The 18,806-nt window shown below is 45.1% G+C and carries 15 protein-coding genes; 1 reads left to right on the forward strand and 14 read right to left on the reverse strand.

Annotation, left to right across the window (positions count from 1 at the left end):
- Window positions 1-287: 287 nt before the first annotated feature.
- The 4 genes from rfbC to rfbA are packed head-to-tail and all read right to left on the reverse strand — an operon-like array spanning window position 288 to window position 3,629.
- On the reverse strand, window positions 288-842 hold the full coding sequence (rfbC, locus tag AR1Y2_RS17185) for a dTDP-4-dehydrorhamnose 3,5-epimerase (protein ID WP_137330070.1): 555 nt from the start codon (window positions 840-842) through the stop codon (window positions 288-290).
- A gap of 9 nt (window positions 843-851) precedes the next feature.
- Complete coding sequence (gene rfbD / locus AR1Y2_RS17190; RefSeq protein WP_137330071.1) at window positions 852-1,697, reverse strand: dTDP-4-dehydrorhamnose reductase; 846 nt, start codon at window positions 1,695-1,697, stop codon at window positions 852-854.
- 3 nt (window positions 1,698-1,700) lie between these two features.
- Window positions 1,701-2,732 (reverse strand): dTDP-glucose 4,6-dehydratase, encoded by a 1,032-nt coding sequence (gene rfbB, locus AR1Y2_RS17195; protein WP_137330072.1) that lies wholly within the window; start codon window positions 2,730-2,732, stop codon window positions 1,701-1,703.
- Window positions 2,733-2,747: 15 nt separating this feature from the next.
- A complete protein-coding gene (gene rfbA / locus AR1Y2_RS17200; protein WP_137330073.1) occupies window positions 2,748-3,629 on the reverse strand; it encodes a glucose-1-phosphate thymidylyltransferase RfbA in 882 nt (293 codons plus the stop codon).
- A 229-nt stretch (window positions 3,630-3,858) separates the two neighbouring features.
- Between rfbA and AR1Y2_RS17205 the strand changes: the two genes are divergently transcribed.
- Window positions 3,859-3,954, forward strand: a complete 96-nt coding sequence (locus AR1Y2_RS17205) for a putative holin-like toxin (RefSeq protein ID WP_207670569.1) — start codon at window positions 3,859-3,861, stop codon at window positions 3,952-3,954.
- A 297-nt stretch (window positions 3,955-4,251) separates the two neighbouring features.
- Here AR1Y2_RS17205 and AR1Y2_RS17210 read toward each other — a convergent pair whose 3' ends face one another.
- From AR1Y2_RS17210 to AR1Y2_RS17255, 10 genes are all read right to left on the reverse strand, one after another.
- A complete protein-coding gene (locus AR1Y2_RS17210; protein ID WP_137330074.1) occupies window positions 4,252-5,439 on the reverse strand; it encodes a MerR family transcriptional regulator in 1,188 nt (395 codons plus the stop codon).
- Between the two features lie 158 nt (window positions 5,440-5,597).
- The gene (locus AR1Y2_RS17215; protein WP_137330075.1) at window positions 5,598-6,038 is read right to left on the reverse strand and encodes an HIT family protein; all 441 of its coding nucleotides are present in this window, start codon (window positions 6,036-6,038) and stop codon (window positions 5,598-5,600) included.
- A 162-nt stretch (window positions 6,039-6,200) separates the two neighbouring features.
- A complete protein-coding gene (locus AR1Y2_RS17220) occupies window positions 6,201-6,821 on the reverse strand; it encodes a hypothetical protein (RefSeq protein WP_137330076.1) in 621 nt (206 codons plus the stop codon).
- 16 nt (window positions 6,822-6,837) lie between these two features.
- Complete coding sequence (locus AR1Y2_RS17225) at window positions 6,838-8,406, reverse strand: Hint domain-containing protein (RefSeq protein WP_137330077.1); 1,569 nt, start codon at window positions 8,404-8,406, stop codon at window positions 6,838-6,840.
- An 11-nt stretch (window positions 8,407-8,417) separates the two neighbouring features.
- Complete coding sequence (locus AR1Y2_RS17230; RefSeq protein WP_137330078.1) at window positions 8,418-9,179, reverse strand: hypothetical protein; 762 nt, start codon at window positions 9,177-9,179, stop codon at window positions 8,418-8,420.
- Window positions 9,180-9,194: 15 nt separating this feature from the next.
- On the reverse strand, window positions 9,195-10,493 hold the full coding sequence (locus AR1Y2_RS17235) for a hypothetical protein (protein WP_137330079.1): 1,299 nt from the start codon (window positions 10,491-10,493) through the stop codon (window positions 9,195-9,197).
- Window positions 10,494-10,499: 6 nt separating this feature from the next.
- Window positions 10,500-13,901, reverse strand: a complete 3,402-nt coding sequence (locus tag AR1Y2_RS17240) for a hypothetical protein (RefSeq protein WP_137330080.1) — start codon at window positions 13,899-13,901, stop codon at window positions 10,500-10,502.
- Complete coding sequence (locus AR1Y2_RS17245) at window positions 13,902-14,744, reverse strand: hypothetical protein (RefSeq protein ID WP_243118800.1); 843 nt, start codon at window positions 14,742-14,744, stop codon at window positions 13,902-13,904.
- Window positions 14,707-15,987 carry a hypothetical protein gene (locus tag AR1Y2_RS17250; protein WP_137330081.1) on the reverse strand — a complete coding sequence of 427 codons (1,281 nt, stop codon included), beginning with the start codon at window positions 15,985-15,987 and terminating at the stop codon, window positions 14,707-14,709. Before AR1Y2_RS17250 ends, AR1Y2_RS17245 begins: the two co-directional genes overlap by 38 nt.
- Complete coding sequence (locus tag AR1Y2_RS17255) at window positions 15,978-18,743, reverse strand: DUF6603 domain-containing protein (protein ID WP_137330082.1); 2,766 nt, start codon at window positions 18,741-18,743, stop codon at window positions 15,978-15,980. The genes AR1Y2_RS17250 and AR1Y2_RS17255 overlap by 10 nt, the downstream gene beginning before the upstream one ends.
- Window positions 18,744-18,806: the final 63 nt, after the last annotated feature.

Here is an 18,806-nt window from a genome sequence, read left to right on the forward strand (position 1 = left end):
ACCTTTCCTTCACAGATTGCATATAAAATGTTTGAATTCTTCTTGATTGTAGTATTATCATTGATAAATGTCAATTAATAAGTCAATATTTTGTCAAAAAGATAACAAATCAACTCTAGTCTTGTTCATATTGCACAATAAACTCTCGTAACTTTTTTTACATATTTTTGTTTAGACTTTATTTTATATGAGCAAAAAAGCCATTAATCAGAAATTCTAACCTGATTAATGGCTTTTTTAAATTTTGTATATAATTCCTATTATCCTTGTATGATATTAATCATAGATCAAAACAGAAATGTGTCAATTAACCCGTCCCATTTCTGATCTTTTTCTGATATGATCAAGTTTGTTCCGTCCTGTAACGGCCATTTGATACCGATCTCAGGATCATCCCACTTAATTCCACCCTCATCTCCAGGATGATAAAAGTCTGTACACTTATAGCAGAACTCCGCCTCCTCAGAAAGCACCAAGAAACCATGGGCAAATCCTTCCGGAATATAAAACTGTTTTTTGTTCTCTGCTGAGAGTTCTACTCCAAACCATCTCCCATACGTTTTGGAATCTTTCCGCAAGTCAACTGCCACATCAAACACTTTTCCCCGAACAACCCGCACCAGTTTTCCCTGGGGATACTGTTTCTGAAAATGAAGGCCCCGAAGGACTCCCTTAACCGACATGGATTGGTTATCCTGGACGAAGTTCATCTTGAGTCCCGCCTCTTCAAAATCCCTCTGATTATATGTCTCCATGAAATATCCACGTTCATCCGGGAATACCGCCGGCTCTATAATATACAGCCCCTCTATCTCACAGTCTGTCACTTTGATCTTTCCCATTTGTTCCTCCTAGTACTGAATTTCTTTTAAATATCTTGCCAGGGCATCCTGCCAGGAAGGAAGCCGCTCAAACCCGTTCTCTGTCAGTTTGTCTTTGCTCATCCGGCTGTTCTCCGGCCTTTTTGCCTTTGCCGGATATTCCTCACTGCCCACGGGATCCACCTGGATCTCAATGCCTGCCTGCCTAAAGATCTCGCAGGCAAACTCATACCAGGTGCACAGCCCTTCATTTGTGGCATGATACCTTCCATATTTGTCTGTCTCAATCATATCCACAAGAAGCCTTGCCAGGTCATATGTGTAGGTTGGGGACCCTGTCTGGTCATTGACCACTGTGAGCCTGTCATGGTTTTGGGCCAGATTCAGCATGGTCTTGATAAAGTTCTTTCCATTCACTCCGAATACCCAGGCAATCCGTACAATAAAATATTTACCCAGGTTTTCTTCAATGGCAAGCTCGCCTTCGTACTTTGTCTGTCCGTATACATTCAGAGGGTGTCTTTCGTCATCCGGCTCCCACGGCCTATCTCCCTGCCCGTCAAATACATAGTCCGTGCTGATATACATCATTTTAAGATCCAGCCTGCGGCATACCTCCGCTATATTTCTTGTCCCGTCTGCGTTGATCTTCCTGCATACTTCAATATCATCTTCCGCCGCATCTACCGCAGTGTAAGCGGCACAGTGGATAACGGCCTCCACCTGTGCGTCCGTGATGACCTGATTTACTTTATCGGCATCTGTGATGTCCATCTCCTGTACATCCACGCCGACTGCATCATGGTTTCTCTTGTTTAACTCATCCATGACATCATGTCCCAGCTGCCCGGCTGCTCCTGTCACTAAAACCCTCATACTCTACTCCTGTTCTAACCTTTGTCCATACTGGTTCTCAAAATAGTTTGCATATTCGCCGGACAAAATATTCTGCCACCATTCTTTGTGATCCAAATACCACTCGATCGTCTGTTTGATCCCTGTATCAAATGTATACTTGGGCTTCCAGCCAAGTTCTGTCTCTATCTTAGACGGGTCTATGGCATAGCGCATGTCATGGCCCGGGCGGTCCGTCACAAACTTAATCAAGCTTTCCGGCTTATCAAGCGCTTTTAAAATCGTCTGCACAACCTCCAGATTTGTTCTCTCGTTGTGGCCGCCCACATTGTACACTTCCCCTGGTCTTCCTTTGTGGAGGATCAGATCAATGGCTTCGCAATGGTCAGTCACATGCAGCCAGTCTCTTACATTTTCTCCTTTTCCATAGACCGGAAGTTCTTCATCGGCCAATGCCCTGCTTATGATAAGAGGGATCAGTTTTTCTGGAAAATGATAAGGACCATAGTTGTTGGAACATCTGGAAATGGTCACTGGAAGGCCGTAAGTCCGGTAATATGCCAGGACAAACAGATCAGCGCTGGCTTTGGAACTGCTGTATGGACTGGATGTATGGAGAGGTGTCTCTTCCGTAAAAAACAGATCCGGGCGGTCCAGGGGGAGATCCCCGTACACTTCGTCAGTGGATACCTGATGATACCGTTTTACTCCGTATTTTTTGGAGGCATCCAAGAGCACTCTGGTTCCCATCACATTGGTCGTCACAAAAATCCCTGGATCAGTGATGGAACGATCCACATGGCTCTCCGCGGCAAAATTCACCACCATGTCAAACTTCTCCTTCTCAAAAAGCTCCATGATAAACGGCTCATCCGCTATATCGCCTTTGACAAACTTATAATTAGGCTTGTCCTCTACAGGCTTTAATGTCTCCAAGTTGCCTGCATAGGTAAGCAGATCCAGGTTTACGATGTCATAGTCCGGATATTTATTCACCATATGGTGTACAAAATTCCCTCCGATAAATCCGGCCCCGCCGGTCACTAAAATCTTCATATGTCTTCTCCCGCCTTACTTGTCAATATACTTTCCATCCACTACGTCCAGCAGATACTGTCCGTACTGGTTTTTCTTTAAAGGTTCAATATCTTTTAACAGCTGGTCTTTTGTGATCCAGTGCTGTAAATATGCGATCTCCTCAGGGCACGCAATCTTCCTGTGCTGATGAGTCTCCACTGTTTTTACGAAATTCGTTGCTTCCACCAGGGACTCATGGGTCCCTGTATCCAGCCATGTAAATCCCTGTCCCAGCAGAGTCACTTCCAGCTCACCGTTTTCAAGGTAAATCTTATTTAAGTCTGTGATCTCCAGCTCGCCTCTGTCAGATGGGGCAAGCTTTTTGGCGTATTCCACGACCCGGTTGTCATAAAAATACAGCCCTGTCACACAGTAATTGGATTTTGGATGTTCTGGCTTTTCTTCAATGGAGATAGCCTTTCCGTCAGAATCAAACTCTACGATGCCAAACCGCTCCGGGTCATCCACATAATAACCGAATACTGTAGCCCCCATCTGTTTATTCGCGGCGGCTTTGAGCCTTTTTGTCAGCCCGTGTCCGTGGAAGATGTTGTCTCCCAGCACCATTGCAACATTATCATTCCCGATAAAGTCCTCTCCTATGATAAACGCCTGGGCAAGACCGTCCGGTGACGGCTGTACCGCATAAGCCAGTTCAATCCCAAATTGATGACCATCACCCAAAAGCGCCTCAAATCTCGGTGTATCTTCTGGTGTGGAGATGATCAGGATCTCCCTGATCCCCGCATTCATCAGCACAGACAGAGGATAGTAGATCATCGGCTTATCATAGATCGGAAGCAGCTGTTTCGACGTAACCCTTGTGAGCGGATACAATCTGGTCCCCGATCCTCCCGCTAGAATAATTCCTTTCATATTCAGATACCCTTTCTTTTAATTCCGTTATCAGTTAATAGTATCATAATGGGTGACGTAACGTAATGGTCAAGAAATTATTACACTTCTAATTTGTGATAATTTAAATTTCATCCTTTTAAGTTAATTATTGTAACTAAAAACAAAACATGATATTATATTTGTACGGAGCAATCTGTGTACAGAGGTGGCAGCCTCCCAGTTCATAAGAAGAAGGGAGGTGGTGCTGATGACTACATATGAGGCCTTATCTTTGATGCTGGCATTTGGTATGTTCATCATAGCGCTGCTTGCCTATATAGATAGGAACAACAAGCGCAAATAAATAAGCCTACCTTTGTACTTAGCCAGTCAAGGTAGGCTTATTTCCAACTTTAAAGGCTAACCATCTATGTGGATGGATTGCTCCTTATTTATTTTTAGTATACCTCATCGTGCGCAGCACGTCAACCCGGAGGGTATGAAATACGGTGTGCCCTGTGGGTATACCTTATCGTGTACAGCACGTCAACCTGAAGACTATAAAATGCAGAGCCCCTTTTAGTCTTACAGGTCATGATTAGAACCTCTTTAATATCATAATTTTCTCATTTTTCATATGTTCTTTTTGGATCGATGATCTTTAACTATTTTTTCTGCAAATTAAGACCCCAGCCTGTTTTGTGATCTTCACCTGCCCCTGTTCTCTGATCTTCTTTTTGATAAACTCCTTAAATTCTGTTTTTCTGCCATTCAGTCTCTCATTCTGGTTGCCATGGCAGGATAAGATATAGTCCAAAAGCGGCTCTGCCTCAGTGATGATTAAACTATCCTCATACTCTTTTTTTTCTACAGACGAAAAATATTTTTTCAGGATGCCGCTGCCATTCTCAAGTCCAAATCTATCGTATAAACTGACCTCAGAAAGTGTGATCGTTGGATCAAATTCATGGACTAATTCTGTCACTTCCTTCATATGCTGTTTCCCGTAGGTACTGCAGTAGACAATTCCTTCTTCTCTTAACACCCGTTTTATTTCAGTCAGCGCAAGGTCAAGATCATTTACATAGAATAACACATGATTCGCGACCACCCGGTCAAAACTCTGGTTTGGATATGGAATCTTGCCGCAGTCAAAACTTTGAAATAAAAGCTCTGGTCCTGTCACGCCATCCAGCTGTTTTTTTGCGTCCAGAAGCATCCCCTCTGAAATATCCGATAAAACAACCTTTACATGAGAGAGCTCTTGTATCTGTTTATTTTTCCATATCTGTCCGTTTCCGCATCCTATTTCAAGCACTGATTTAACATTTTGAAAATCAATCAGAGAAAAAAGCCACGGAAACCACCCCTGGGAATTTACGGAGTACCGGTCATGCAAACTGATGCGGATATCCAGGTTGGTAGAATTCTGATACTGCTCCACCAGAACCCTCTCCATACTTGTCATATGGATCAGATTAAGAATCTCGTTCCAGTCCACCTGATTTGTCTCCTCAATGACCTTTGTTGTTTTCAGAAGCGCTTCCTCCACAGATCTCAGATGCTCTGCTTTTTTGTGGAGCAGATCCGCCTGCATCCGAAGGGAATTGGTAATGTTCAAAGTATCGTCATTGATGGTCATGTTTTTAATCTCTTCCAGTGAAAATCCAAGGTACTTAAGCGACAAGACTTTCTGAAGCCTCAGAAAATCCTGATCCGTATACATCCGGTAACCTTTTTCATTTCTGGAGCTGGGCTTTAAGATTCCCTTTTTGTCATAATACCGGATCGTCCGGATCGTTACTTTGGCTTTCTTTGCAAACTCCCCCGTGGTATAAAAACGCTCCATGAGCTCCTCCATTTCTCTGCCTTTCTTGAGTTCATTATAAGGGATATTAATTTTCTCCACAAGGCTTTACAAAGAACAGAAAACCCTCACAGAAACTTTTATTTCAGTATCTGTGAGGGCTTTTACAAAATAGAAAAAAGTCAGCTCCTGAGTTTTGATTATTTTATATTTAGTTCTTTTTTCAGCTGGTCGATCATTTCCCCATACTGTTCTTCTGTGAGGAATTTGGGTTCATCATTTCCGATAGCAAAGGAACCGCCGAACTCAAATCCCCCTTCATATTTTGGAACCAGATGGAAATGCAGGTGGGGCAGCTTGTCCCCATAAGCACCGTAATTGATCTTTGTGCATCCCCAGAGTTTTTTAATGGCCTTCGCCGCAGCTGCCACGTCATCTATGTAATTATGTCTCTGCTTCGGCTCAAGGTCAAACAGTTCACTTTTATGTTCCGGCACTGCTACCACACAGCGTCCTAAATGCGCCTGGTCCTTGAACAGATATAAAATACCTTCCTTCATCTGCCCCACTTCGATCATCAGATCCTTTCTTCCCTCATGGTCTGAATCACAATAAAAACAACCTTTTTCTTTTACCGCCATAACGTTCTCCTTTTGATTATAAATTGATAATATTATGGTTATATTATATTACTTATACAAATATAATTCCACCACTTTGTCATAATTTTATAAAATATATGAAAGCTATATAGCGGTCCTGTCGTTTTCAAGTGCGCAAATGTTCCCTGACATTCAGCGGATTCAGGCCTGTGCTGTCTCTTTTAAATAGTCCTCAATCATAAACATATTCATTGTGTCTGTCACTTTCTTCCGGTTTGTCTTCCACACAGAGAAGTAAATCTCATCCAGAGTAAACAAATCCATTTTGCCCAAAAGCTGAGAGGTGTCGGCTTTCAAGCTAAACGCATATTCCAGTTCTTTTTTCACGGTTCCATCTTCATTTTTCCCTCCAGTGCGGTAATAAAGAAACGCCTGCTGCACATAGATCCTGATACTCATAGGATCAAAACCACTCTTTGCTTTTTCCGGATCACTCATGCCTTCAACGGTTCCTTTAAGTTCACTTTCCATTTTGGCCACCTCTGGATCCCCGTCTTTAGCACCCATTAATTTCTTTACCTCATCCACCATCTCTTTCACGGTCATTCCTTCCTGACCTGCTGAATCTGTCGGCGCTAAAAGCAGCATCATCACGTCTCCGTCTTTTTCAAGAGCTGCCACAAAATGATTCTTTAACAATGTAAATTTCACTCCTGCATTGATCCTCACCGGAATCGCAGCACTTGTACCTGTCAGTTCTGTGGAAACCGCCCCATCTGGATTCGGAACAACCTCCGTTTTTGGATCTTTCGTATCTGCCATAATGTTTCTCCTTTCCTTATGATAAATTTTTAAACTTCTCTAATTCGTCCAGAATATCCTGAGACAGTGCCGGTTCCGGCTTTGTCATACTGTTCTGCATGGCAAAATCGCCTACATAAAAACCGTTGGCCAGGAACCCTTCTCCCTTCTCAAGTTCCAAAGAATATACCCGGTCATAATAAGGCTCATCATAAATTTCATCCACCTTACAGTACTTTCCCTCCACGAAAATCTGGTCTGACTCTGAAACCTGTCTTGCCTGTTTCCATCCGTCTTTCGTCATCACCGGATGATCCATTGTCATCTTGATAGTCTTTTCTCCTGCCTTGATAAACTTAAGAATATCTTCGTTTCCCGTATAAATATTAACCACCTTTTCGTATGTGCCGTCTGCTGAGGCAATATAGTCCCCGCTTTTTACATCACATACTGGAATCTTTCCTTTATTCCTGGTCTGTATCCGGGCCGTCTTCTCAAGACACCCCCACAGCAGATGCATGCAGGGAATCTCCACAACATTTCCACCCTCATATTTTTTAGGATTCAGCTGGCTGTCTATTTCCAAAGAATAGGTGTTGCCGTCCGTACAGGTAAATTCGACGTCCAGAGACAGATAAAAATCATCGTTCCCCTCTACTCCGCCCTCTTCAATTGCATTTTTCCAATGCTGAGGAAAGATCAGGACATAACCGCTGGAGGTCTGCTCATTTACCGTTGGATATTGTAACGGCTTATTCCTCCCTACTCTTTGATTCATGGTTCTGTCATCCCACTGGGATGCCGGTAGCAGCTTAATCTGTTCAAAATTATTAAACCTGACGATGGAGTGAGCTGCACTGTAGATATAAACCTCACCCTTCACATTAGGATTCGATGCGACCACCATGCCAGACTCCAGCTCAAACTGCATGGCAATCGGCAGATACACACAGAAATTTCCGTTTATCCTGTCAGGTTCCTCATAAAAATAATCAGCACTGCCGCTCGCATCCCATCTAAAATAAACAATATTAATCTTAGGTCTCCCATTTTTACTGACTGGATGGAGGATTTTTCCTTTCCCTATGATGTCGATACCCACAGTTTCCACTGCATTCTGGCGAAGTGATCCTATTTTTATCAAATGCTCCCGCCACTGGGGTATTCTCATCATATAATTGACGTCTGCTCTGATACCTTTGATCTCACTTTGTTCTATCCGAATTTCTTCATCAATAATCAGAAAGCTGCACTGCTCCACCGTATAAGAGAACTTCCACGACTTCCCCTGTCCGTTTCGTATGTCCAATTCTGCAATCATATACTGGGGATGCCCTGATCTATGGATTCTTCCCTTCACCCTTAATGTTTTTGTTTTAGGCTGATAATAGAGTTTTAATTTTTCATACTCCTCCCAGCCTCCTGGATTGGCTTCCTGTCTGGATGCACTTTTTAGAATTTTTGTTTTTGCAGCCAGTTTTTGAGCCGCCTCCATATCCTGATATAAGGCAGGAAATTCCTTCTTAAATTTCTGTTCTCCTCCGAACATGCTTTCAATGATTTCTTTTTCTTTACTGTTAAAAAGCTCTGTCTGTGTTCCCTGCATAACATGCCTCCTCACTTGACTTCAAACGGATAAATGTCTGCAAAATCAATCTGCCCTTTGTCTCCTGCGTTGCACCGGATAGAAAGTCTTACAATCTCTTCCCCTGTCCTTGTAAAAGAGGCATGTCCGGTGGCACTTTTATCAAAAGCTCCCTGATGATCCGATGCCTCAATGATTACATCGTTACCGTCATTATTTACAACTCTCCAGGAAAGTTCATACTGAGACTCGTTCCCGTTTTGCATCATCACATACTTAAGTCTCTGAAGCTCCAGTACATCTCTTGTTCCGGCTTTCACTGACTTTTCTTTTTCTTGTATTTCCTGACTTCCGGTTAAAATATGATATCGGTAAACACCATATTGATTACGCAGCACTTTACAGTACTTACTGCCCTCAATCCTTCCAATGCCGTGATCCATATATCCAAACCCGGTTTTTGTCAGATCAAATGTAAATTCACTTGTTGTTCCCGGCGACACAATTCCAGATGGGGAAACCAAAACTCCATTTAACTCCTCTCCTCCACTGACGTTTGCTACAATCTCCTTCTGTACACTGTCTCTGTCTTTTACCGCCCTAAGAATCAGCGTCATAGTTTCATAAATATATACTTCCAATTCACCCTTTCCACCGACCTTCCAGTTGTAAGGATAGATCAGGCAAAAGTCACAGTTCGGACAATCCCATTGAAGCTTTAAAAGTTCTCCCGCTGCCGCCTCATAGGTACCCCCGGCCTCCGTTCCATTGATTTTAAATGACTGAATCTCCATGGCATCCCCCTTTCATCAAATGGTGATCGTATAATCTTTGGCTGTTTCGTCCCGAAACGGCTCCACATACATGGTCACCAGAATATTTTCTCCTGCTCTTGACGGCTCTGTTCCCGTCAGGATCTGCTGCCAGCTCCCCGTCGTTCCCAGGTTTTCACCTCCTTTAATATCATAAAGCTCATTGCGTTCCCGGTCCTGATAGACAATCCGGACAGACTTGGCCACATTTTCTGTCTGCAGCTCATAGAGTTCCCAGGATACATCCAGGATCTGAAAGTTTTTATAAAATGTAATGGTTTTCTGAAAATGCACCACATCGGTGCTTTGCTCTTTGGTACCGTAGTACAGCGCACTTTCCACCGAAGTGTTTTTTCCCTCTGCAGTCAGAACAATAGCCTTTCCCTCTGTATAATTTTTAAGTTCCGCTGACCCGCTGGCAAATTGAGTTGGGACGTTGTTTATTTTTATATTTTTTCCGCAGTGGACATCCCAGATAAGCTTTTCATCTTTATAGTTGACTGCGAACTTCCCAAGAAACAGCGGGGTTACCTGAATCGTTGTTTCCCTGCTGTCCTGCTGGTCCCCGTTAAACGCTTTCAGCACATATTTTGCAGACTTTGTAACCATGACCATTTCACTGGTCTGAGACTTATTGAGTTCCTTTTCTTTTCCGTCAGAGTATAACACCAGCTTTTCCGCATTCTCGGCAAACCAGTTGAGTCTCACCTGTTCTCCTTCCCATGCGGACCCCGATTCCGGATAAAAATCCAGGATTCGTACAGAATGGTTCTGTTCCTTCACAATCTCCAGGGCACCTTTCCTGGCATCCCCATCGTAATCTGTCACAAGAAACTGAACGGTACACGCACCCTCCTTGGCGGTTGTGACCACATTTTCCATATCAAGATCCACAATAATGTGATCTTTCATTTCCCAGACCATCGATGGCAGCAGCCTACAGTGATAAAAACTCTCACTGTCCGTCTCGTCGATGTACATATACCATCTGTGAGGTTCTATATCCGCCGATTTTTCTTTTCTTCTCTTTTTTAAATCCAAATACTTTTCCTTTGAGAGTTTCACTACTGACCAGTCATCTACCTTAAACTCTATTTCATCCAGATTCTGCCGCTCTGCAAAATCTGTTTCTTCTGATCCGGCAGGAAATATAAGCTCAATTTCCTCAATGTCAGGCTTCTCATCCATATCATAGGTTACCTTCATCTCCAACTGATTTTTTACAGCAGAAGCCTGGCTGTCAGAAACCGTCAGCTTTTTATCTCCCACATTTTCAAATGTAAAGTTCCCGTCCAATCTCTGTCACTCCTTTCTTGTTGTGCCGGCTCCAAGTAAAAGCCAGCCTTCCATGATCTGTTTCCATTCCTCTTCCTGATCTGTCTCCATCCACGGAGGCTTAATATCCCTTTCCGCCTTTTTTTCTCCAGGTCTCTCGAAGGATAGAAAACTCCATTCCTTTTCCATGGCTTTCGGTAGAAACATTTGAAGCTGGCTTTCTGGGGTTAAAAACGGTCCATAATATAACGTAAGAAACATATTTTTCATGGCTTTTTCTGTCCATGTATCTAAAAGCTTCATTTCTTTTACAGGAAGCAGCCCCGTAGTCAAACTAATTTTCCCCGCCGGATGAAATAAAACAGTAATACTAACTGGCGGCGTTTCTTTTGCCGTTTTCATAGACAGAGTTGTCTTATCATCTATATACGGCACGTCTGCATCTCTCTTTAATCTCCTCTGACATCTGTGGAATACCCGGTAACCATCTCCGTCTCCATGCACATAAAAACCGACGGTTCCGTCTGTCTGAGACACTTTGTCTCCGATGCGCAGCGGTACTTCCAGCTGCTGAAACAGGGATTCCTTTTTTTCGCCGCCCGTGTAATACATGGGTTTTGGACCATCCCCTTTCATATCCAATTTTATCTGAATCCCCGCCAGGGCCAGAGGCCTGCCCAGATATGCCAAAACCTCCTCCTGTGCAGTGCTCCCTCCTGACCTGCTGGTCCACATGCTCTCATCCAGAGATTTCAAAAATTCATATAAAGTTTCCGGGTTCTTTTTGCAGGCATCCAGAAGTCCTTTTGTAAAACCCCTCAAGCCTGTCCCCATCTGACGAAGGAGCACCTCTTCCTTCTTTGTCTCACCGGGAGGATTTCTCAGGGAGACTTTATATCTGCCGCTTTCGTCCATACTGGCAGTATTTTGTATGCTGCAGGCCATGGTTCCATCGGGATGATAGATATGAAGACAGGACTCCAGAAGGTTGGCCCATATCCATCCATAAACCGGAGACACCTCGTCCTCAATCCCTGACTCCTCCATATTCCACCGGCTTTGGACTCTCATAGGTGCTATAATTCTCGGTCTCAATAAAAATCTGGAAGTAAGCAATTCCTTTTTCATGCGGAGACTTTCCGGGACAATCACGTCCCCTAAGTCATATTTCAGCACTCTTCCAAAGCTGTCGACCACACGGACCCGGTCGATCTGTGCCAATCCTGCCCGGATGGGATAAAACGCCTCTTCCGGTTCTCTCTGATTTATGGTTTCCTGGTTTATATCCTCATAGAGATCCAGTCCCGCCGATACACAGGCTGCAATGGCAGTGAGTTCCGGGTCCAGGTTTTTATTCATCCACGGAGCCACGACCGTGCTGTCCCGCCTTGTAATCAGCTTGTCATGAAAACCCTCCAGGGTCTGGGACAAAATGTTCATTCCGGCAAGTTTTCCGGCGATATCCTCATACTTTTCATCAGACAGAAACCGCCCAAACATTTTGGATAAGTAATCAGGCCCATAAGGCGATAAAATACTTCTTCCCATCACAACTTCAAAAAAATCATGTCCTATCTCCGGACCTGTATAATCATAGTCCAGTTCCCGAAGGCTCCAGTTTTTCATAGAAGTATTTCCCGTCTTTATGTCCGGGTCAGGATAATATTTCATACTCCACTCAAGAATCAGCGGATTCCAGGAAGGCTCCCAGACATAATTTCCTATAGGACTCGGCATCCTGCCGCCTTTTAAATTTTCTTCGCAGGAAAGGCATTTCTCCATCTCCACAACCACATGGGATAATATTCTTGCGTCTTCTTTCTTTCCATAATGGCAAAGCAGAGAATGAGCCGTATAGAATCTACACCCTTCAGCAATCAGCATACCTTCCTCCACAAGTTCTTCCAAGACCTGTTCTTTAAACTGTGTGGTCCCGGTCAGAAGCTCTTTTCCTGAAATCCGAATCTCTTCTTCCTCCGTAACCCCTGGAATCTTCATCTGCGCCTGTCGGATGATCTGTTTTCTGGTCCGTTCCGGAATCTTTCCATCTACTTTATAGTTTTCCAGGCGCTTGTAAATGCTGCTCTGATCGGCTCCCTCCAGGAGAAATGTCAGATCTTTCGGCTGCCAATACCTTTCTCCGGCTGTCTCAAGCAGAGATTCGTCCTTCTTTAACAGACTCTCAAGTCTTCTCGTCATCTCTTGTTCCCGGCCGGCTTCTTTCTGTCTTTCTATCTTTAAAACTTCGATTTTTTCGATTCTGACAAAGATCCCTTTTTTTGCACTCTCAAGAAAATCACGGCTCATGGCATATTTGCGCCAAAGCAGATAGACTTCCCTGCACTTTTCCTTTCTTTGCTCCTCATATTCCTGCTGACGTTGTCTACACTCTGAGATCTCCTCCATCAGCACCTGCCGCTCCCGTAAAAATGCATCCTCTTTTGCCTGGATCTTTACTCCTTTTGGAGAGGACACCGGCCGGAACTGGAACTGTTTGATCTTCTTTTCTCCCTCCAGAGCACCGTCCAGCTTTTCCCATTCAGACAGAGTGCCAAAAAACAAATGCTCCAGTACCTTTTCCATCTCCGGCTGTTTCAGATAATAACCACAGAGCGCTGCCGCCGCTTCCTCCAGAGAATTTCCCACCGCTGCATTTGGCATATTGGTACCGCTCGGTATTCCTGTTTCATATTGGCCATGAATCCCCGTCCATCTGATTTGCGTGACGATCCCATGGCACACCGTATGGTCTGCGGGATTCTCATTTTCCAACCATCCGGAGACTATGTAGGTGAGTCTGGCAAAATCCTTTGTGCCTTCTCTGATTTCAATGTCCGAGAGATCGTCATAACAGCCAAGGACATTCTTACACTCTGGATAATATCCTGTGAAATAAGGTTTCCCTGTACTGACTGCCGACAAATGTGGAAAATGTTCTCCCGGGGATGAGATCACCCCGTCGTACTCTCTCACTCTTCCTAAAAAGCGGTATGGAATCTTTGGGTCATCATAAGCGACAGCGGAATATTGGGATCCATTCATCGGAGACATGGAAAGAAAGTCGCTCTCTAAGATCCAGTTTCTTCTTGTAAGAACCGGTTCGCTCCCTTCTCTTTCCAATACAGAGATCCTGGTCACCGTCCACCGGTTCGGAAAGTCCGGATAAACTATCTCCCCCCCTTCTTCCCGCTGGCTTCCATGGGTAAACTCCTCAGGAAGAATAAAATGCAGATGGACCCCCGGAACTTCCTGGCTTTTCATGCCGGTAAAGGGCTGGCTCTCCAGGCCGTTTCCCGCAGGCATGGACCTCAGAGTGTTATAGTTTTCATTGATATTTGCCATGGGAACAGCTTTTTTTGTGCCAAATAGAGCAGCTTCCACATGGATCGGAAACAGCCGGATCTCGCTAAGATCATCTGAAATTCTCACTTACAGGCCCCCTTCCACCGCTTTTGATTCTCCCATCCGGAAGACTCCGGTCTGTGCGTTCTGAATCATCTCCAGTGCAAATTCTGCCGATGTCATCTGTGGAAGTTCCGCCGTCTTCTTTAAATTCGCGGCTGAGGCTTTTACATCAATCACTCTGTCTTCTTTTGATTTCCAGACAAGGTCTGCCTGTTTTTTTATAAGCCTGCCCTCATTCATATCCCGGACTGATTTTTTGAGGACACCTCCCTCCGTCAAAAAGCCAAAGTGAAGCCCCTCTGGCGGCTGAGCAATTTCAAGCCGTTTAATCTCCCCTTTAAAAATTCCCAAAAGAAGGTGTCGGCCCAGGGTTTCAATGCGAAGTGCTTCCAGAGGACTGCCTCCCTCTCTCTCGTCATATGCCCGGAATTCAAGTCCTCTGAAATTCTCCACCAGCACAGAGTTCAGCAAAAATCCGCTGATCACTTCCGGTATTTCCCCGCCGGTATCTGAAACCTCTTTTCCCTGGAGGCCAAGGCGCACCTGTCCATTTTCTTTTAAAGCCCGGCGGTAGATTTCCACGATCATTTCTGTGTCGTGGGAATAGTCAATGGAGGCATTCCTTCCCACACTGCAGATGCCGTCCAGCAGGGCCAGCACCCAGTTGTGGTCCACCTGAAAAAAATTCAGACTGTCCGGTTTCTGCATATCCGGAACCGGGAACAGATAAGCTGCAGGTACATGATAAAATAAACTGGCTTCTTTCAGCAGTTCCAGCACGGTTTCCGGAAATGTTCCTGTAGTCAGTGCTTCAAAGTAATCTGAACGGTCATTGTTTTCCCGGATCCACCTTTCCATCATTCTCATCCCCTTCCTCCGGCTTAAGCTCCATCGCTGCCTGGATACATGCATTTTCAAGCTGTTCCCTTACATCCTTCCCCTCGGCCGGAATCCGCTCAAGAAGCTGCTCCTGCTGTAAATTCCTGGCCGCCTCAGTACAGTTGTTAAGCCTCCACGAGACCAGATCCCGGCACACAGACAAATGATTCATAGAAACCATTCGTCCTAACTGCCAGGCGCAGGCATAACTTACATCCATCATTCCGCAGTCCGGATCATAAAAGTAAAACTCATCCGAAAAGATCCGGTATCTTGGCTTCATCTGCAGTTCTCCGTAGGGGATCCACGGCCCGCGGTACCAGGAGACCGTTTTGCTGCCGTCTCTCAGATCGTGATTCAAAGGACAATAACCCCGTCTTAAGATGTCCGCAAGTTCTTCCGGCTTTCCTTTTGCATTCACCTCTTTTTTCAAGACACCTGGCACCAGCTTTTTGATGGCTGCTCTGAAATCATATGGCTTTTTTGTCACTGAAAACTCCCAGGTATACAGACAAATCAAACGGACAAACTTTGCATGTTCCGGGATTGCGAGGCCTTCGTATTCTCTGAGGGAGACCACATATGCCGTATGAGTTATCTTTTCCGCTTTTTCCTCTGGCTCTTTCGGGTACCGGTTGGATACAAGACAGGAAAACGTTCCGTCTTTGACCAGAGGATCTGTGACCTTATCGTCTAACTTTACCTGCCTTACATGGGTAAGGAGTTTTCTCTCTTCTGAATCTGTGCACAGCTTAAGGTGTAAATCCCGTGGGATATCCACAACCTCACAGGTTTCATCCCCGGATTCCGAGTCACTGGGCTGTAGACCAAGTTCCCCGGAAACAAACGTTTCAGAATCTTTTGAACTGCATATTTCTGATACTTTCATCGTCCGTTTTGACACACCCTCATTCTCTGTACAGAGAAAAAGCGCCAGCCCCGGACTTCCATCATTGCATGCATATTCCCACGGCAGTGTTCCCCGGTTAAAGACAATGTGGGGAAGGCAGTTTAAGAATTCTCCTTCACTTCCCGCAGCCGGATGGACAGAATACACCTCCCCTGGGTCCATACAAAATCGTTTGCCCGTGGCAGTCAGATATAACGTCTCTCTGCTTTTCTTCTCACTGCCGTTTTCCATGATTTTTGTATTTAATTCTATATCCAGTTCATAAAATCCACTGGTAAGCTCGGGCAGGTCATTGTCTGCAAATCTCATGTTCACGTCCATAGCCGGCCTCCTTCTTTCTTGTGTTCCCTGCAGCCTGTTTTTCTTTTCTCCACAGGCGCCAAAAGAAGCTCTTGTAAGTGTTCTGCAAAATGCTCCGTCTGTATCTGGCCTTCTGTCCTCACCCCATATTCACTCAATTCCAAAAGCCAGGTTTTCCTCTTATGATTTCTGACCATCGTTTCCGCCATATCATCACCTTCAAAGTCTTTTTCTCCGATAGAATTTACAGGTTCCCATACATAGTGGACAGGGCACTCATACCTTTCATTTTCCAAAAGCTGAGACAAACGGTACCACCTTTGTTTTCCTCCCAAATCCGGTGGTATACAATGTCCTGTCTTATCTCCCCCGCAGACGGATATTCCCATACATGCATCTCTTATCATATCTTGGTTCATGTCAGGTTTTTCAGGATTCCATAATGCCCTTGGAACATTTTTATAGAGAGGTGTTTCCTTTATCTCACATTCTTTTTTGCTTCCGTCAGACTGGTATCGGTAAAAATGAATCTCCAGCAGTGCATCAAGACTTGAAAGCCCCATCGGGTAAACTCCCAGCCCCAGATCCTTATGTTCCTTTACACCTCCATTCATCTGTACCTTATTTACGGGAACAGCCGTCTCAATCTCTAACTGAAACTGCCTGGCACTGATATAGTGACAGGCCCTCCCTCCTATTTGTTTTTTACCGAGATAACCAGCCGCAGCATTCAGCCTGGCAAGCTTCACGGCTTTTCCGTTCTTTTCATTTACATCAGAAGCTGAGAGGTCCCCTGTAATGCCGCCGTCGAAATCCGGAAGGAACTCCTGACGGAACGTTTTCCAGTCAAGCTTGGGCGGCTCATTCTGGCTGCCCTGGTTAAAGTGAATCGTAAAGGAAATAATAAACCATTTAATATGTGCTGTCCCTGAAAATTCCGGCCCCCATAAATGCAGATCGGCTCCCAGTTCAATCTTAAAAGTCTTGTGGATAAACCAAAGATCCAAACGGTAAGAAGCTCCCACGCTCACCCCAATAGAAATATCATAGTGAAACGGTTTCCACTGGATTAAAAAGTCAGCGAAGGCGTGGCACCACGCTTTCAATTTCCCTATGTGATAGTTGAGTTCCAGCTTTCCCCCTGCCATCAGGCAGTTTGGCGTCAGGGCAAAGTAAGCTTCCCCGATGAGTTCCAGGTGCTCGCTGATCTTCCAGTTTAATCCCACCCTGTCCACGGCGGGATAATGTCCTCTGTTGAAAGAAGGATGATACCCTCCTACAGACAGTACAAAATCTCCTGCATACATTCCCTTGAACCAGGAGTAAAAGGCAAATCCCCCTGTGAGCCTGGCGTCCTTTGAAAACAGATAGGAATCATTTGACATAGCCCCCTCAATCAACAGAATCCCATCGTCCGGCGAGAACACTGCCCGTAGATTCAGGCACCCATAGACGACCGGATCCGCGCTTTTGGGCGGCAGTGAAATCTCGGATGTGCCCAGCAGGGAAATCTCAAATTTTGTTCCGAATTCAACGTTGACGATAACCACGGATTCCACCATGCCAAAGGAAGTAAACTTAATTCCTGCTGTGAGAAAATTCATACCTTCACACGGTTCTATATGGTCACTCAGGGTCGTAAGCGCATCCGCCGCTCCTGTCCCCGGCTTTAAGGTCTTGCTGGTTCCTCTTGCAGCCGCCACAAAAGGAAACTCCCTCACCCCGGAAAGCTCCGGTATCCTGATCCTGCGGTTCAGTCCGAATCCTGCACAGAGACCCGTGATATAAAAACACGGCGGTCCCCCAAACGCATAGTCAAGCATCAGATAGACAAAAAAGGAGGGCTTGTCCGTTTTTTCCGTCAACCCGTAGGAACCCAGAGCTAGAAAAGAAAACTTCTCAAATGCTACCGTAAGTTCTCCGTTATAGAGCCGCCCCGGCTTTGCCACATACAATCCACCGGAGATCATCAGCGGAGATTTTTTAACGGTCACTGCCATTCCCTTTAACCCAAATCGGAACTCAAATTTCGGACCCGGCTTGATGGCAAGAGAGAGTTCCATGAAGGTAAGTGTCAGAACAGAGAGGGTGATCCCTGCGTCCAGACAAACTTGAATGGCTCCATCTTTAAATACCCCTCCCACTCGTTTTACAAAACAGGGACCGATTTTTTTGTTTAGTTCCATCCAGTGGATACTGCTTTTTTCTTCTTTGGAAGGAACCGGCGGCTTTGGTTCCTCAATGGCCTGTTCGGGAGGTTTTACCTCCTCGTCTCCAAACTTATATGCAATTCCCGAAAATCTGGCTTCTATGAGGCACTGTCCCTGCAGCCCTCCCTGTTTTTGATAGGAAGCCTGCATATAATGGACCTTGATAGTGTCCTGCTCTCCTAAATATTTGCCCATCACTGGCAGATCATGAAGCTTACAGGAAATTTCGGGATATAATCTAAGACTATAAATTTCTTCCTTCATTTTTGCGGCAAACACAAGCCTTTGATTCTCTGTGGTACTGATCTCCATGAAGATCTGCTTAGGCCCGGCTTTATACATCACACCAGCCCGCCCAAGTTCCAGCTCCCAGTTAAGAAATTCCGGCAGACTCACAGACAGGCTTTTTACCATATCCGAAAGACTCAGCTTGTGATACTTTTTATTCTCCCAGCCAGCTCCAAGACAAAGCCCATCTTCCCCATAGACAATGGACGCCCGGAAAGGTTCCCCGGCGATCTGTACCCTCGTTTGAAGTGCTGCCTGAAGCTTTGCTTCCTCTGCCACGCCGTCACCTCCGCCTGCAAGATTGCGCCATCAGCTTCAAATAAACAAAAAGATCCCTCAATC

Source organism: Anaerostipes rhamnosivorans (genome assembly GCF_005280655.1).
In the GTDB taxonomy this organism is placed as follows: Bacteria; Bacillota; Clostridia; order Lachnospirales; family Lachnospiraceae; genus Anaerostipes; species Anaerostipes rhamnosivorans.

Coding starts and splice junctions, on each gene's coding strand:
- rfbC (WP_137330070.1), bottom strand. CDS start 842: ATGGGAAAGATCAAAGTGACAGACTGTGAGATAGAGGGGCTGTATATT.
- rfbD (WP_137330071.1), bottom strand. CDS start 1,697: ATGAGGGTTTTAGTGACAGGAGCAGCCGGGCAGCTGGGACATGATGTC.
- rfbB (WP_137330072.1), bottom strand. CDS start 2,732: ATGAAGATTTTAGTGACCGGCGGGGCCGGATTTATCGGAGGGAATTTT.
- rfbA (WP_137330073.1), bottom strand. CDS start 3,629: ATGAAAGGAATTATTCTAGCGGGAGGATCGGGGACCAGATTGTATCCG.
- AR1Y2_RS17205 (WP_207670569.1), top strand. CDS start 3,859: ATGACTACATATGAGGCCTTATCTTTGATGCTGGCATTTGGTATGTTC.
- AR1Y2_RS17210 (WP_137330074.1), bottom strand. CDS start 5,439: ATGGAGCGTTTTTATACCACGGGGGAGTTTGCAAAGAAAGCCAAAGTA.
- AR1Y2_RS17215 (WP_137330075.1), bottom strand. CDS start 6,038: ATGGCGGTAAAAGAAAAAGGTTGTTTTTATTGTGATTCAGACCATGAG.
- AR1Y2_RS17220 (WP_137330076.1), bottom strand. CDS start 6,821: ATGGCAGATACGAAAGATCCAAAAACGGAGGTTGTTCCGAATCCAGAT.
- AR1Y2_RS17225 (WP_137330077.1), bottom strand. CDS start 8,406: ATGCAGGGAACACAGACAGAGCTTTTTAACAGTAAAGAAAAAGAAATC.
- AR1Y2_RS17230 (WP_137330078.1), bottom strand. CDS start 9,179: ATGGAGATTCAGTCATTTAAAATCAATGGAACGGAGGCCGGGGGTACC.
- AR1Y2_RS17245 (WP_243118800.1), bottom strand. CDS start 14,744: ATGAGAATGATGGAAAGGTGGATCCGGGAAAACAATGACCGTTCAGAT.
- AR1Y2_RS17250 (WP_137330081.1), bottom strand. CDS start 15,987: ATGGACGTGAACATGAGATTTGCAGACAATGACCTGCCCGAGCTTACC.